The 15,748-nt window shown below is 47.5% G+C and carries 11 protein-coding genes and 1 pseudogene; 8 read left to right on the top strand and 4 right to left on the bottom strand.

What is annotated here, in order from left to right:
- The first annotated feature begins 26 nt into the window (after positions 1-26).
- The 4 genes from ACFPK9_RS14525 (at position 27) to ACFPK9_RS14510 (ending at position 6,056) form a co-directional block, all read left to right on the top strand.
- Positions 27-1,523: a sulfatase family protein gene (locus ACFPK9_RS14525; RefSeq protein WP_377095856.1), complete on the top strand. Its 1,497-nt coding sequence runs from the start codon at positions 27-29 to the stop codon at positions 1,521-1,523.
- Between the two features lies 1 nt (position 1,524).
- Entirely contained in the window at positions 1,525-3,282 is a 1,758-nt protein-coding gene (locus tag ACFPK9_RS14520; protein WP_377095853.1) for an arylsulfatase, read from the top strand.
- 177 nt (positions 3,283-3,459) lie between these two features.
- Complete coding sequence (locus ACFPK9_RS14515; RefSeq protein ID WP_377095850.1) at positions 3,460-5,400, top strand: histidine kinase; 1,941 nt, start codon at positions 3,460-3,462, stop codon at positions 5,398-5,400.
- Complete coding sequence (locus ACFPK9_RS14510; RefSeq protein ID WP_377095847.1) at positions 5,397-6,056, top strand: response regulator; 660 nt, start codon at positions 5,397-5,399, stop codon at positions 6,054-6,056. Before ACFPK9_RS14515 ends, ACFPK9_RS14510 begins: the two co-directional genes overlap by 4 nt.
- 420 nt (positions 6,057-6,476) lie before the next feature.
- Here the strand turns inward: ACFPK9_RS14510 and ACFPK9_RS14505 are convergent, their stop codons facing one another.
- The 3 genes from ACFPK9_RS14505 to ACFPK9_RS14495 all read right to left on the bottom strand — a co-directional run bounded on the left by ACFPK9_RS14505 (position 6,477) and on the right by ACFPK9_RS14495 (position 9,611).
- Positions 6,477-7,199, bottom strand: a complete 723-nt coding sequence (locus ACFPK9_RS14505; RefSeq protein WP_377095844.1) for a PEP-CTERM sorting domain-containing protein — start codon at positions 7,197-7,199, stop codon at positions 6,477-6,479.
- A 325-nt stretch (positions 7,200-7,524) separates the two neighbouring features.
- Complete coding sequence (locus ACFPK9_RS14500; RefSeq protein WP_377095841.1) at positions 7,525-9,054, bottom strand: sulfatase family protein; 1,530 nt, start codon at positions 9,052-9,054, stop codon at positions 7,525-7,527.
- Between the two features lie 182 nt (positions 9,055-9,236).
- On the bottom strand, positions 9,237-9,611 hold the full coding sequence (locus ACFPK9_RS14495) for a PEP-CTERM sorting domain-containing protein (protein WP_377095839.1): 375 nt from the start codon (positions 9,609-9,611) through the stop codon (positions 9,237-9,239).
- A 136-nt stretch (positions 9,612-9,747) separates the two neighbouring features.
- Here ACFPK9_RS14495 and ACFPK9_RS14490 point away from each other — a divergent pair, with 136 nt between their 5' ends.
- The 3 genes from ACFPK9_RS14490 to ACFPK9_RS14480 all read left to right on the top strand — a co-directional run bounded on the left by ACFPK9_RS14490 (position 9,748) and on the right by ACFPK9_RS14480 (position 13,994).
- Positions 9,748-10,812, top strand: a complete 1,065-nt coding sequence (locus tag ACFPK9_RS14490) for an IS110 family RNA-guided transposase (RefSeq protein WP_377092807.1) — start codon at positions 9,748-9,750, stop codon at positions 10,810-10,812.
- Positions 10,813-11,353: 541 nt separating this feature from the next.
- Positions 11,354-13,306, top strand: coding sequence for an ATP-binding protein (locus tag ACFPK9_RS14485; RefSeq protein ID WP_377095836.1), 1,953 nt, complete (start codon positions 11,354-11,356; stop codon positions 13,304-13,306).
- Between the two features lie 28 nt (positions 13,307-13,334).
- On the top strand, positions 13,335-13,994 hold the full coding sequence (locus ACFPK9_RS14480; RefSeq protein WP_377095833.1) for a response regulator: 660 nt from the start codon (positions 13,335-13,337) through the stop codon (positions 13,992-13,994).
- 491 nt (positions 13,995-14,485) lie between these two features.
- Here the strand turns inward: ACFPK9_RS14480 and ACFPK9_RS14475 are convergent.
- A pseudogene (locus ACFPK9_RS14475) lies at positions 14,486-15,166 on the bottom strand (IS5 family transposase); the annotation flags it as partial.
- Between the two features lie 148 nt (positions 15,167-15,314).
- Here ACFPK9_RS14475 and ACFPK9_RS14470 point away from each other — a divergent pair.
- Positions 15,315-15,689, top strand: coding sequence for a PEP-CTERM sorting domain-containing protein (locus tag ACFPK9_RS14470; RefSeq protein WP_377095830.1), 375 nt, complete (start codon positions 15,315-15,317; stop codon positions 15,687-15,689).
- The last annotated feature ends 59 nt before the right edge of the window (positions 15,690-15,748 follow it).

Below are 15,748 nucleotides of genomic sequence, written 5' to 3'. Positions count from 1 at the left end.
TCACGGATTAATTTAAAAACAAAAAAATGAACAATCGAATCACCTACCTCATAACGCTTGGCCTTAGTCTACTATGCCTATACTCCGCACATGCGGAAACCCAAAAGCCCAATGTACTTTTCATTTTCGCAGATGACCAGATGTGGAACAGCCTCGGCTGCTTAGAAGGAAGCCAAGTGAAGACGCCGAACTTGGATCGTTTGCGGCATCAAGGCGCCCTATTCACGCATGCCTACAACATGGGTTCCTACACCCCAGCCGTTTGTGTGGCGAGCCGGACGATGCTCAATACCGGCGCGTTTGTGTGGAATGCTGCCGAACTCTCACCAAAAGGAAACAACCACAACGATCCCAATGCGCCAAAGAACCAAGCGAAATACACCATCGATAAACGCAAGCCTACTGGCTATTGGTCACAGTGGATGAAAGAGGCCGGGTATGAAACCTACTTTTCTGGGAAATGGCATGTGTCTGGCACCAAGGCGAAGAACCTCTTTGACCATGTGAAACATGAGCGTGGCGGGATGCCAGGCGGAGCGAAGAAAAACTACAGCAGGGAATTTATCCCAGGCGAGCCAGATGGTTGGTCCTATGACAAATCTCAAGGTGGCTTTTGGCAAGGTGGCAAGCACTGGAGCGAAGTCCTTGGTGACGATAGTGAGGCCTTCCTCGAGCAGGCTGGAAAAAGTGATAAACCCTTCTTTATGTATCTCGGGTTCAACGCCCCGCACGATCCACGTCAGGCACCGAAAGAATACCTCGACATGTATGATGTGAATAAAATGAAAGTGCCCGTGAATTTTCTTCCTGAGTATCCCTACAACGAGGCCGCAGGTGCTGGCCGCGGATTGCGCGATGAAAGAACTGCTCCATTTCCCCGAACCGAGCACGCGATCAAGGTCACACGTCAGGAGTACTACGCATTGATCACTCACATGGATACGCAGATTGGTCGCATCCTCGATGCCTTGGAGGCAACGGGCAAAGCGGACAACACCTACATCTTCTTTACTGCAGACCACGGTCTCGCGGTGGGAGACCATGGCTTCCTCGGTAAGCAAAACATGTATGACAGCAGCATGCGCGTGCCCTTCCTCCTAGCAGGCCCCGGCATTCCAGCTGACAGCACGGTCGATGCACCGATCTATCTGCAAGACGCGATGGCCACTTCGTTGGCGATTGCTCAGTTTCCGAAACCGAAACAAGTCGAGTTCCAAAACCTCCTTCCGCTCGCCAAAGGGGAGACCAAGACCAGCGCCTACGACGCCATTTACGGTGCCTACTTTGGTGCCCAGCGCATGTACCGCAATGAGAAATACAAGATGATCATTTACCCGACCATCAATGTGGTGCGACTCTACGACATGGTGAATGACCCATTGGAAACCAAGGATTTGGCAGAGGGACGCAACCGCCCCGTCGAGCTAATGAATTCACTCTTCAGTGCCTACCAAAAGCAGCAAGAGGAAATGAAAGACCCCGTCGACGTCTCCAAAGCGTATGAAACCTTTATGAGCAAATAATATGAAATACTTACCCACACTCCTCGCAGGCTTATTTATCAGCATTGCGCATGCGGAAACAGAAAGACCCAACGTCATCCTCGTGATGACCGATGACCAAGGCTATGGCGATCTCGGCTGCCACGGCAATCCCATCCTCAAGACACCCGAACTCGATAAACTGCATGACGAATCGGTACGTTTTACCGACTTCCATGTGAGTTCGTTCTGCACGCCGACACGTGCGGCATTGATGACGGGCAACTATCCAGCATTCGCAGGCGCCTACCGCACCAGCGCTGGACGCACCTTGATGCATACCGATGAAAAAACCATCGCCAACCTCTTCTCCGATGCGGGCTACACCACAGGAATGGTAGGCAAATGGCACCTCGGCGACAACGCGCCGCACCGTCCACAGGACCGTGGTTTCCAAAAAGTACTCTGGCATAAAGCAGGCGGCGTAGGACAAGCTCCAGATTATTGGGGGAATGACTATTTCGACGACACCTACGAGCGCGCGTCGGCAGACAATAAAAATGGCACCTACGAGAAGTTTGAGGGCTATTGCACGGACGTCTGGTTCCGCGAAAGCATTCGCTTCATTGAACAAAATAAAGAGAAACCCTTTTTCCTCTACCTCGCGCTAAACGCTCCGCACGGACCGTACTTTGTGCCAGATGAGTGGGCCGCCCCTTACAAAGGCAATGACGATGTAGTGAATCCAAACTTCTATGGAATGATCGCAAATATCGATCACAATATGGGCATTCTCCGCCAGCAATTGGAGAAACTCGGCTTAGCTGAAAACACCATTCTCATCTTCATGACCGATAATGGGACTTCAGCTGGAGCGAAGTTCAAAGGTTTAAATTCCTTACCTCTGAAAGGATACAACGCGGGAATGCGCGGTAAAAAATCATCGGTCTACGATGGTGGCCAGCGGGTGCCCTTCTTTATTTACTGGCCGAAAGGTGGCCTCACTGGCGGCCGTGATATGGATACTATCACTGCGCATATCGATGTGCTGCCGAGCTTGGCCGACATGTGCGGCATCTCGGTTCCTAGCGAATACGATGTCGACGGCATTTCTTTCAAACCTTTACTCCAAGGTGAGAACAAGGATTGGCCGAGAAAGTCCCATGTCATCCAATACCACGGCGGAGCCCACGGTAAGGCTATGCCTCCAGCTCCATTAAACTTCTCTGTCGTGCTCACCGAGCAATGGCGTTTGGTGAATTCCGATGGAGAATTCCTCTACGACATCGAAGCAGATCCAGCCCAACAGAACGATGTCGCCGCCAATCACCCAGGAGTGGTCGAGCAGTTGAGACAGGATTACCAACCGTTCTGGAAACGCGTCTCACCAAGAATGACACCCGTACGCATCGATCTAGGAAATCCGGCGAACAACCCAACTATCTTATCTTCCCAAGACTGGTATATGGACAAAGGCAATCCACCATGGAATTTTGGCTCCATCAAAAAACTTCCGAAGGTAACCGGACCCTGGATGGTTGATGTCCAACGTGCAGGTCGCTACCGCATCACCTTGCGCCAGTGGCCAAAAGAGGCCGAGAAACCTGTGGTTGCCGTGCGCGCCAAACTAGAAATCGCCGATCAAGTGGCAGAAAGCCCAGTCAAAGCTGGAAGTACAGGCGTGGAGTTCGAGATCGACCTCCCAGCCGGCCCAACCAAACTCGTGACCTATCTTTACGATAAAAAAGGGAAAGCGGGTGGCGCGTATTTCACCGATGTCGAGTTCCTCTCAGGCAACTAAGAATAGCCCTCTCTCAATCACTACGGAGTTTACCCTCAGCATATAGACTCCCTTCTCGGATTTAATCTAGATTCAAACGCAGACGCTTGTTTAAGTTGCCTAAAGCAGGCAATTCATGCTTCTGTAGTTTGAATGATTCGGCAAGGTAGAATAATTTTAAGAAGAGCACTACTTGCAGTGCTCTTCTTTTGCCTCAATACGCTCTCTGCTCAAGAAACCACTGCCGATTCCTTTTCTCATTTATCTATAGAAGAACTCAAAAGAAAGATCGAAAGCACGCAGGACAAGCTCGATCAACTCCCTCTCCGTCTCATCCGAGAATCGGGAGGCACCCTAGGCATCCGCCCCTTTCATAAACACGATCTACCTCACAAACTATGGGTCGAAGTCAATCTGCAAAAGCCGCAACAGTTTGACACCATTGTCATCGTACCCGCAGTGATGATAGACGAGCACCAAACTTCCTCCAATTTCGGATTTCCTAAAAACTTTCAAATCCGATGCTACGCAGACTCCAAAGACAATACCGGCACACTGCTCTACGACTCTACGATCACTCCCCTCACCCCCTTCCCAAACCAGTCACCTATCCTCATCGATTGCCCAAACACTTCTGCTCAGCGTGTGCGTTTCATCCCTCTCGATTTAATTAAATCCACCGAAGCACCCCATTACTTTTTTGCTCTAAGTGAGTTACTTATCTTCAATAAACAACAAAACCTAGCTCTCGGAAGACCCGTCCACAGCCCCCAATCGACACGCCACTATCCTATCTGGGGCAGACAATATCTGACCGACGGTTACATGCCGTATTCTGAACCTAGTATACGAACAAAAAAGGTTACAAACTACTGCAGAATCTTCGTCCCTTCTGAAAGCCAGAGAACTGCCACGATTACTCTCGATCTTGGGCGTAAAATCTCACTCGACGAAATCCGCTTGTACCCAGTCCATATGGATCAAAACTTCGTCGTCTTTCATCGCTCCGCCCTAGGTTTTCCTAAAAAATTTAAACTCGAAGTCGCGTCCGACCCATCCTTCCGTAATCCCACTCTGATTTACGATACCAAAAACCGTATTTACCCGTCTCCAGGTGATCGCATGGCGAGCTTTGCAGCCAAAGGCGCAACTGGTCGCTTCGTCCGCCTCACCGCACTCGAGCTCCAGCATCACCCTCGTAAAAGAGGCTTTCTCCTCTCATTAGCGGAATTCGAAGTCATCGCACAGGGCATGGCAATTTCAAAAGGAGCCAAAGTCTCACTCTCCCACGCAACCGAAATCAAAAGATTTCCCGCTGCGATGCTCGCCGATGGTGTCTCAGACACTGGCACCATCATGCCTATGCGTACCTGGCTCTCAGAGCTCGCCGAACGTAACCGATTAGAATCAGAGCTCAGTGCACTACATGCTGCCCAAAAAACACAATTTCTCAAGCAATCTCAAATGATCCAAGCCCTCCAATGGGCAGTAGGCATCACCCTCCTCATCGCGCTCGTTGCTTATTTCTGGCAACGCTTTATTCGTCAGCGGCAGATCTACCAACTCCGCGAAAACCTCGCCGCTGACCTCCACGATGAAATCGGCGGCAACTTCAGCGGCATAGCTCTGCTCTCAGACGAGCTTACCCAGGAACCAGACATGCCCAAACACCATTTAGCTCAACTCATAAACATCGCTGAAATTTCACGTGCCAGCGCAAGTGACGCTCGCTCACTCGTACGCTTCCTTGAATCACGAAACGTCACTGGCGAACTACTCCAAGAAATGCGCTATACTGCGGAAATCCTACTCTCCGCACATCAATATCACTTCGAGGTAAAAGGCAACAAATACGTCAGCACCCTCGAACCCAAAGATAAATGGCACCTCCTCCTCTTCTTCAAAGAAGCACTGAACAACATTGTCAAACATGCCCACGCCTCAGAGGTTCATATCAAATTTCACCTCACCCCGAGGCAACTCACACTCACTATTCATGACAACGGCTGTGGTCTTAACTCTACACTCCCTTTCGAACCTGCCCACCTCACCATGCGAGCCCATAAACTAAAAGCCTCTCTCGACTTTTCAACGCCTCCCAATAATGGCACCCTTATCACCCTACGAAAAAAACTATGAGTAATAGCTCCCTTAAAGTCATGGTGATCGAAGACAACTCTGTCTACCGTCAAGCCATTGCCTCTTCCTTAAATAAAAACTCAGAATTCACATGCATCGCCGAAGCGGCCTCCAGCGATGAAGCCTTTCTCATTTTTGATAAAAAGCAAATCCAGCCAGAAATCATCCTACTCGATCTCGAAATGCCTGGTATCCATGGACTCGATGCAATCCAGCGCCTTCTCGAACTCTCACCGAAGAGCCGGATTATTATCCTCACCCAATCCGATCGCGAAGCCCACATCCTCCAAGCTATCACTCACGGAGCCTCTGGCTACCTCCTAAAAACCGCTACCCGCAACGAAATCCTCGAAAGTATTAAAAATGTCCAAAGTGGTGGCGCCACCATCGACCCAAAGCTCGCTCATATCACTCTCAACCTTATCCGACGCATCCAAACAAATACCCCCAAAGATTCTGATCACCAAAAGCTTACCTCAAGAGAACTTGAAGTCCTCCAAATGCTCAGTGACGGGCTCGTTAAAAAAGAAATCGCCGATCGCCTCGAGCTATCCCCCCACGGGGTTGATAAACGGATGAGGCGTATCTATAACAAACTTCAGGTCAAAAATGTTGCTGCCGCAGTCGCCACAGCCCTCCGTAAAGGCTGGATCTAACTACGCCCCCTGACTATAGCTAATTTTTCAGCCTCGCCGACTCTTACCAAGTTCGGTAATGAGGGCTCCCTTTTGACCAACCAACACAGTACTGAGTGCGGCGAGTCAAATGTCTGCTCAGTCATATATGGACGAATATTTGTCGCGTCTCCATCTGGTCATTATTGACCACAAATTCAGCGAAGATATGATCAACCGCGAGATCTGAGCGTAGGTAACCCAGTAATTCACCTTCAACATCATCTACCTCATAACCCGATGATAACTCATTAATATCCCCGCTAGACTCTCATAACAACTACCCCACATTCCAAAAGTAAAGATACAGGCACACTAACCGAATGGAAAAAGCTTCCACCAAATCCAAAAGACTCGATGAAAGCTCCTAACAATACAATTCGGTGTGAATTAATAAATCTTTTAAGCGCGGCGTCGACGCAGAGCCAAAGCACCAAACCCGATTCCGAGTAAGGCCACAGAGCTTGGTTCAGGAACAGCAGCTACCTCGAAACTGAAATCAAGATCACGTAAGCGTTTAGCATTGACTGTCGAAGTAACGGTCAGCACATCAACAGGAGAAAACCCTAAATCGACTCCAGATGGAGTAAGGACCTCTGCCCCAGTAGTGCCGACGTAAAAAGTTTGGGCTCCTGCAGGGTTTGCGTATACACTAATGGCGGAGAAGCCATTAAACACAGCTGTCTCAGGTCCGCCATCTCCTGAGGTATAAACAATATTTTCAATGCTCAGCTGAAAAGACTGGTTAGTATCCAGATCATAGTCAGGCCCAAAATGTTGATCTGCAGGAGTTGTGACTGTGCCTCCTACTGAGTAATCAAACGCGGTTCCAAGGCTCAGATCAGTGCCATCAAATGAGGAGCCAGTATAAGCCGAGCTACGGAGATTAAAGCTAAGCGTATCAGCCGCATTACCTAGACCATCTAGGTCACCAGTTTTTGTCCATGTGTATAGCCAATCATTACCATCAGCTGCTACTGTCACCATAAACTGATTAGTTTCACCACTTTGCCCTATATCTGCAGCTTCCCAATTAATACCTGCATTGACTATAGCTGCTTGGGACACTCCAGCCATTGACATCAAAGCGGCAGCACCAAATAGACTTTTACTTATCATCTTCATATTTTTTATATTCTGTTTGAGTTTCTGTATTCCTTTACGCGCAATAAAAAAACTGCACTTAACCACTCAAACAAGTGGGGGAATAACATGGTAATTATCAAACATTAAGGAGCATACGAAAACCCCCAGTTATTAGGGGGGGAATTGAAACGATTACAAACAAAGCACTCGCCCCCTTCAGAATTTAACATCCCACTTCACTATAGAAAAACCCTCGACAAATCCATGAGATCCAACGAGGGGAACACGTAAACAACAACCTATGACAAACAATCAGCCCTATGCACGAAAACAGCTGACCTAGTGTAAAGTGCTCTCCAATAAATTACTTGGTGAGGCTTGCTGATTGCTTCTGGATTTCCTTTAACAATGTCTGCATCGCTTGCACTTTTTCAGGATGTTCTTTAGCCAGATTCTTATACTGCGCAGGATCCTCTCTGAGGTTATAGAGTTCAACGGGTAGTTTATCACCCGCCTCATAACCGCGCTTTTCCTCAAATGCTGTTGAGCGTCCTTTCTTATTCTCATCACCAGATTTAGCATTAATAAGCACCCAGTCACCTTGGCGGATCGCGTAGGATTTTGGATTGGTATTGTGTACCAGTGCTGGACGCGCACTTTCTTTCTCACCCTTCCAGACTGGCAGCATATTGTAGGAATCCGCAGCTTCGCCTGGCGGTATGGAACTTCCAGCCACCGCACCGAGCGTAGCCATTAAATCGATTTGTGATATCAATGCATTGGAAACGCTACCAGCCTCAATCACACTTGGCCATTTAACAATAAATGGCACGTGATGACCTCCTTCATAAAGATCACGTTTAGCTCCTCGAAATGGCTCAGACGACCAATGATCATACTTTAGCGCACGAGGATACGCGTAGTGTTCAGCACCATTATCCGCAGTAAAAATGACGATCGTGTTATCAGCTATACCTGCACGATCTAAGGCGTCAAGCAGCTGGCCACAGCTCCAATCCGTCTGCACCACAAAGTCACCGTAAGGACCTGCTTCAGAACTTCCTTCAAACTCTTCAGCGGGAACGATCGGAGCGTGCGGTGATGGAAATGCAAAATAAAGAAAAAACGGTTCCTTCGCCTCTTTACGAGATTCAATAAAACTGACCGCCTTGCGTGTCATTTCAGGCAAAACATCGTACGGATCCCAGCTTGTAATCATAGGACCACTACGACATTCCCACGCCCCTTCATTCAATGGTTTCCAAACTTCCGTCGACATCTGAGTGTCCGGAGCCTCAGTCACCTTATCATCCTTAATCCATACGTAAGGCGGGAAGTTAATCACATTATCACCAAAATACTCGTCAAATCCGTGCGCGGTCGGACCATCTGGAATCAATTTATTCCAGTCGTATTCAGAGAAATGAACCTCTAAGTTTCCAGATTTAGCCTGCACCTTTTTGGGGCCTGCATCTGGTTTACGCAATGCCTCCCAATCCCAACCTAAGTGCCACTTCCCAATTGCAGATGTATGGTAACCACTCGCTTGCAACATCTCAGGTAATGTAAGCTGCTCAGGCGTAAACACGCTCTCGCCCAACGCTTTTACGATCGTGTGAAAGTCACGCCAGTGGTAACGCCCGGTCAATAAAGCGTAGCGGCTCGGCGTACAAATGCCAGACGAAGAATGACCATCGGTAAAACGCATCCCCTCGCCTGCCAACTTATCTAGATGCGGGGTCGGGATTTTAGACTTCGAATTCTGCACAGCTAAATCTCCATAGCCCATGTCATCGGCATAGAGAATCAGTACATTAGGTTTGGCCGATTCAGCAGCAACTCCAGGTAAGGGTGTCAATAGCAGCGATGCGATGAGTGATGATAAAATTTTCATAGTAATGGATCTGTACAGGATAAAAAAGCTACTTGCCAATACGAGCACGAATACGCTCCGCTTTCAATTGAATGACTATATCAATTCCACAATTAATGCCCCTTGTTCTTAAACATAAAATCCCGACCAGCAAAGAATGACGATCAGGCAACACAATGAAATTTCACTAGATATTTCTCTGATTAAGCGCGACGACGCAATGTCAATGCAACCATGCCTAATCCGAGGAGAGCAGCAGAACTTGGTTCTGGAACTGCTTGGATGTTTAGGTTGTCGATAGTGATGGCCCCACTGCCATCGGAATTATTCATGTTTGTACTAAAAGCCGCCAGCACAAGATCAAAGTCGTTTACGCCAGTAATGCTGCCTGTGATCAGCACTCCATGAGTAGCCTGTGAGGTCAAAGGTTGCGCTATAAGAACTGAAGTACCCGCAGCAAACGTCACCGAGTCACCGGTGCCATTCCCCGGATCGCCACCAGTAAGAAGACTTATATCTCCGAAATCAGTCTCACTTTGGTTTTGAATGGAACCATGCTGCGGCTCCGTATTGGCCAACTGTTCATTGCCCCGTTCTCTGTAAAACCAATAAGATAGAAATAAAGCGTAGATCCAGCACCAACGGTATAATCAAATGAGATAGGATGAGAAGAGAGGTGAGGCCGCGCCATGGTTGCTGGTAAGCTCATGCATTATGGAAAATAACACAAAGCAAGCAACAGTAGTCGGCGTCGACCTCAGTGATAAAAAACATCAAATCTGTGTACTAGACAAGAATGGAGATACCCTTGTCGAAAAAACTATTCCTAATAGCTACGCAGGACTCGATACACTCTGCACGAATTACCCCAATGCACTCATCGCTATGGAAGTCGGAACTCACAGCCCATGGATTAGCAACTATCTCAAAGACCGAGGTCATAGAGTCATTGTCGCCAATGCGCGTAAACTACGCGCCATTTATTGCAACGAACGCAAAAGTGATAAACGAGATGCCCAAATGCTCGCCAAGATCGCGCGCGTTGATACAAGCTTGCTGTACCCTATAGAGCACGGGTCGGTTGATAATCTCGAAAACCGCCAACGTATCGCGATGCGTGACACCTTGGTAAAACGACGTGTTGATCTCATCAACTCTGTTAGGTTTAGCCTTAAAAGCCTTGGGGTACGGCTGATGTCCCCTAGTTCAGCAAGTTTTGCAGGCTATGCAAGAAAAGCACTCGCCACATATCCAACTAAACTTGAGTTAGTAGAACCGCTACTCGTAGTGATTGAAACGATGACTGAGCAAATCAAAGAATCCGATCGCTACCTCAAAGAGGAAATGCTTGAAATGCACCCTGAAGCAAAGCGTTTGATGCAAATACCTGGCGTCGGAGCTCTATCAGCGGTTAGCTTCGTTCTGGCTATAGATGATGCATCTCGTTTTAAAAACTCACGAGATGTAGCTGCCTATTTAGGACTCGTTCCACGAAGAGACCAATCTGGAGATGTCGATAAGCAGCTCTCCATAAGTAAAGCGGGCAACAGGCAGATGCGAACACTACTGGTTCAATGTGCACAGTATATCATGCGCAAAAGCAGCCCTGATAGCGACCTTAAGAGGCATGGTATGCGAATCGCAGAGCGTGGTGGACGAATCGCAAAACGCAAAGCGATCGTCGCTGTAGCACGCAAGTTGAGTGTGGTTATGCTTACACTCTGGCAAAAGCAGATCGATTATCAGCCACTTGTGGCATTAAAAGCAAAAACAGCCTAACAGCTATCGAAAACAAGTTTCAATGAACAACACAAATCGATTTTCCAGAACGACTGCGGGCATATCGTCAACATGCATGAATGTGTAAATGAGAGAGCAGCGTTCTGAAACTTTAAACAACGAAACGGAACCAATCCTGCACCGTAAGCCAAGTAGAGCTTCAATAAGAGTGCGTATAAAAGCCAGATTCCGTTGTTCAACACACTTCATCACAAACCAAATAGAAAGGGACTTCAACTTACCAGTTGACCTCTCTTCACATAAAAGACTGTAATAGTCCTCAGGCCATCGGTAAGACCGGAAGCCGAAACGGTTACAGCAGTAGTGAGTATTTTTTCATGTTCGTGTGTTCTATTTGAGTTGATAATTTTCCATCATCGTTTCTCACATAAACATTGATCCTAAACCAGTTGAAATAGAATCACCCTCAGTATCGACAAATTAAAAAATACGTGTACCCCCAGTTATTAGGGGGACGAAAATAAATCTTATTCAGCGTAGCGTATTCGACATGATACCATTTCATGGTATACCCTCCACTATGCGACAGTTTGCCTCTTTACCCTTTTTCCTTGTTGGACTGCTGTTCACGCAATTACTGCACGCTAAGCCCACGCAAGAACTCAGTCTACCAGAGCTCGAGCAGCGCATCATCGATATCGACGCTGAACTCGAGCAACTCGCTCAATACAGCCTCCGCAGTGGGATTGGCTCGATCGGTTACCGTTCCAACCCACACGACAGCCCGCACACCACTGAATGGCTTCAGATCTCACTCGAAAAGGAAACGCAAATCGACACGATTGTTCTGACCCCCACTATCAGACGAGACGCTAGCGAGGGCTACCAAGCTGACGCTTTCCCTGTAGCATTCAAAATCATCGCGGGCACAGACTCGGACGATAAAGGTTCGGTTATTGTCGATTATCGAGCTAGCAAGGCCCCCCCTCCGAGCATCGCTCCTTTGATTTTCGAGTTCAAAGATGTTAAGGCCTCATGGATCAAGCTCGAAGCTACTGAACTTTCTCAAAGGGCCTTCGACTCTAAATACATTTTTCAGCTCTCGGAACTTATGGTCTTCAGTGGAGAAAAAAATGTCGCTTTGCGCCGCCCAGTCAAAATCTCATCCACTATTACATTTATGGGTACAGGCTGGAACAAGCGCTATCTGGTAGATGGTCACACCCCTTACCTCATGGATGCAGCAACTGGCCAGCAAAGCGTTGGTTTTATAAGTAAGACTTTCACTCGCTCACTCCCCTCCTTCATCATAGATTTAGGAAAGCCGACTCCTCTCTCCCACATCCATTTGCACGCCGTCGATCAAAGCGACACCATCCCACAGGCCCAGCCGGGAGATTACGGTCTGACCGACCACCTTTTGGTCACCGGATTCAATCGACCTGACCAGTCTGACGCAGTCACCCTAATCGATTTTAAAAAGGACACGATTCAAGACACTGGCCCTATCATGATGTGGAACGTGCCTGAATCACGTTGCCGTTACGTTCAAGTTGCCTCAGTCAACCCCGACATTGAAAGCCAACTCGGCTTTGCCGAAGTTGAGGTTTTCTCAAAAGGCCGAAACGTCGCTTTAAAGAAGACAGTGAATTTAGACAATCCCAGCCTAGCTACTATGAGGAGATCGAGAAGAATCGAGACGCTTACCGACGGTCAGAATTTCTTTGGAGAGATTCTCCCCATCCGCAATTGGCTCCAACAGCTCGCCCGGCGCCATGAGCTTGAAGTCGAGCGGCCTCTCGTAGCAGACGCTTTGCAGGCTCATTACACGCGGCAGAAAGAAAATCTCAAAAAAATGAAAATCGTCGCCGCAATCCTTGCTGCCGGCACCATCATTATTATTCTCATTACTCACGTCATTCGCCAACGCGCAGTCTTTCGTACCCGTGAACGTATTGCGGCAAATTTACACGATGAACTGGGGGCTAACCTCCACGCCATCGGTCTATTTGGCGACCTCGCAAAGCAAGAAGTCAAGACTATAGAGACGGCCAATAAAGATGGAAAATGGGACCGCCTCGTCCAGTACGTCGACGAAATCCGAACACTCACTGAACATACAGGAAAAACTGCCCGCTACTGCGCCAACATGCTCGAAGCCGATGGAACCTACTCGGATCTGGCCAAGGACATGAGAAAAACGGTCGATCACCTAAAAGCCGACTTGGAGCATGATATGACAATCGAGAATGAAGAACTTCTCCAGAAACTACCACCGCGAAGACGTATCGGCATTTTTCTCTTCTATAAAGAATGTATCACGAACATCATCCGCCACGCCAATGCCACACGCGCCGTAACCCATCTGACAGCTGCGCCAGGATCCATCTGCTTAAGTGTCTACGACAACGGAAAAGGATTAACCTCCACCCCTGTCGCATTAAAGCGGCGAGCAAGGCTACTTAAAGGTAAAATCTCTATCGAAACACCCGAAGAAGGTGGAACTAAAGTCACTCTAAAATTACAAACCTAACCAAGGCACTAAGCCCTTATACATTTCCATGGATAAACACATTAAAGTCATGCTGGTGGAGGACAACCCAGCGTATCGTAAAGGTCTAGCATGTGCACTTGAGCAAACGCCGGACATGGAACTCGTCGGAGAGTTCAGCGCCGCAGAATTCGCACTCCGAAGCTTACAAGAAAACCAAGACTCACCAGACATCCTCTTGCTCGACCTTAACCTCCCTGGAATGTCTGGTATCGAATCGATCGGCCCCTTCAAAAAAGAAAGGCCTGAAACCAAGATCATCATCCTCACTCAGTCAGATAAAGAAAAAGACATTCTACACGCCACCAAATTAGGAGCATCTGGCTACTTGCTTAAATCCACATCGATCAGTCAGCTAATGGATGACATCAAGTGTGTCCACGGTGGAGGTGTCACACTCGACCCCAGCGTCTCACAATTCATCTTAGACAGCTTACATGAAGCATCAGGAAAAACGGTTGCTAATAGTGAGCTCTCCACTCGTGAACTCGAAATCCTCACCCTCATCGCAGACGGTTTAGTACAAAAGCAAATTGCCTCAGAATTAGAAATCAGCATCTACACTGTCACCGAGTATATCCGCAACATATACGACAAACTCGATGTACCCAACGCCCCAGCCGCTGTCGCTAAAGCCTACAAAAGCGGCATATTTCCACCACCAAAATAAAAACGAAATATCACGTACTCGTTGACTCAATGATAAGCAACTACGCTTTTGCTTAGGTACCTTTTTAGGGTAAATCTCCTTGCCACACACCATCCACCTATTGTATATATCTTGGCTAATATGAATAAACCCCTCCTCCTTTCCGTCATAGGTATCTGTGTAAATCAGGCACACGCCGCAACATTCGTCATGCCTGCGTCAAATTACGATGACCTCAATGGCGTTGCTACTGACACTTTCGTCGTTGCTATCTCCGATATTGGTGTTAACGCAAATATCTCTTTCACTTTTACTGCTACAGCTCCCGGGAGCACTACTATCACTCCCGTTTTTAATGAAGATACTAGAATGGGTATCACTTCCGATTTCGATCAAGGTGCCGCCGCTGAAACATCTTTCAACGAAGGTGAGGTTTTAACTCTTACAGTTTCAGCAGTCATCACCTCTGTGCCAGTAGGACAAACTGTATCTAGGCCGTGTGGACAAATTGACTATCTAATCCAATCCATTATGGATGCAAGACATATGAAGGATACGAAAGTCTCGCTCAATCTATCGTAGCGAGTGCCTATTCTTCTATAGCGCTTAATTCTAGCAAAGTAGTTCTCTACTACATGACGCCTTTTACCGACTTCTTTGATATAAAAAGGCTTCTTCTTTCGATTTTTTCGCCCTGGTATGAGTGCCACGCCTCCGAGCTTTTCAATATGCTCTCTCAAGGCGTCTGAATCGTAACCTTTGTCAGCAAGTACAATACAGTCGGCAAGTTCACCTAATAGCTCTTCAGCTGTTTTTATTTCAGCTTCATTGCCTGGACGAAGGATTAGATCTAGCAAATTTCCATTACTATTTGTCATCGCATGTAGCTTACTGTTTCGACCACCCTTTGTTTTCCCAAAGCATTGATCTTTAGAGGTGTCACATTGATAGCAAGCATCTTGGTGAACTTTAATGTGAGACCCATCAATGATTTTGAATTGATCCTCGTTTTTGAGTTTAGCTGTGGCCTCTAGTAACTCCTTGAAGACTCCTTTTTTAGACCAACGCAGATGAAATCGATAGACACTATTCCACTTTCCGTAGCGCTCAGGAAGCTGATTCCACTGGGCTCCTGTTACCAGTATCCACCAGATTCCGTTCAGAGTTCGGTCAAAATTAGCAGGTTTTCTGCCTTTTCCTGAACTGTTAGATTTTCTCTGCTGAGATTTAAGTTAATTTTTTTAGGTGCTCTTTGAGCACGTCCGGCATCGCTGTCGCAAATTTATTCATTTTCCAGCGGCAGAATGCCGGATTTCATTGATAAATCAACGATTAATCAATTTGTCCACACGGCCTAGCATTGACTTCGGCATTCCAAATATACAGCTCGTTAGATCGGGACCAGCAAACGGTAGCGTTTCATACACTTGGGACTCCTCAGCTAGAAGTATTACCCATGATTTAGGTACTAATGTGGGAAGTGCCGTGGCTGACACACTAGATGACACCAACACCTTCGACATTCTAGGGGCGAATTACACCGCGATTCTTACTGTCGATGAAGACGGTGACAATAACACTTCAGGACCTCGCTTCGACACGACTTCAGACTTAAGCTTCACGGCAACTATTTCAACAGCTGCTGTACCTGAGCCATCCTCTACAGTTCTTTTAAGTCTTAGTGCACTAGCTCTTATTGCCAGACGCAGGAAATAAATTACATTCATCCGTTCATGACCCTCAACGAGGTTCCCTCTCCCTGCCCAATGGTAAAG

The organism is Rubritalea spongiae (genome assembly GCF_042652385.1).
Lineage (GTDB): Bacteria > Verrucomicrobiota > Verrucomicrobiia > Verrucomicrobiales > Akkermansiaceae > Rubritalea > Rubritalea spongiae.
Note: the sequence above shows the minus strand (reverse complement) of the source record. Positions and strands in the feature narration are given on the sequence as shown.

Coding starts and splice junctions, on each gene's coding strand:
- ACFPK9_RS14525 (WP_377095856.1), top strand. CDS start 27: ATGAACAATCGAATCACCTACCTCATAACGCTTGGCCTTAGTCTACTA.
- ACFPK9_RS14520 (WP_377095853.1), top strand. CDS start 1,525: ATGAAATACTTACCCACACTCCTCGCAGGCTTATTTATCAGCATTGCG.
- ACFPK9_RS14510 (WP_377095847.1), top strand. CDS start 5,397: ATGAGTAATAGCTCCCTTAAAGTCATGGTGATCGAAGACAACTCTGTC.
- ACFPK9_RS14505 (WP_377095844.1), bottom strand. CDS start 7,199: ATGAAGATGATAAGTAAAAGTCTATTTGGTGCTGCCGCTTTGATGTCA.
- ACFPK9_RS14500 (WP_377095841.1), bottom strand. CDS start 9,054: ATGAAAATTTTATCATCACTCATCGCATCGCTGCTATTGACACCCTTA.
- ACFPK9_RS14490 (WP_377092807.1), top strand. CDS start 9,748: ATGGAAAATAACACAAAGCAAGCAACAGTAGTCGGCGTCGACCTCAGT.
- ACFPK9_RS14485 (WP_377095836.1), top strand. CDS start 11,354: ATGCGACAGTTTGCCTCTTTACCCTTTTTCCTTGTTGGACTGCTGTTC.
- ACFPK9_RS14480 (WP_377095833.1), top strand. CDS start 13,335: ATGGATAAACACATTAAAGTCATGCTGGTGGAGGACAACCCAGCGTAT.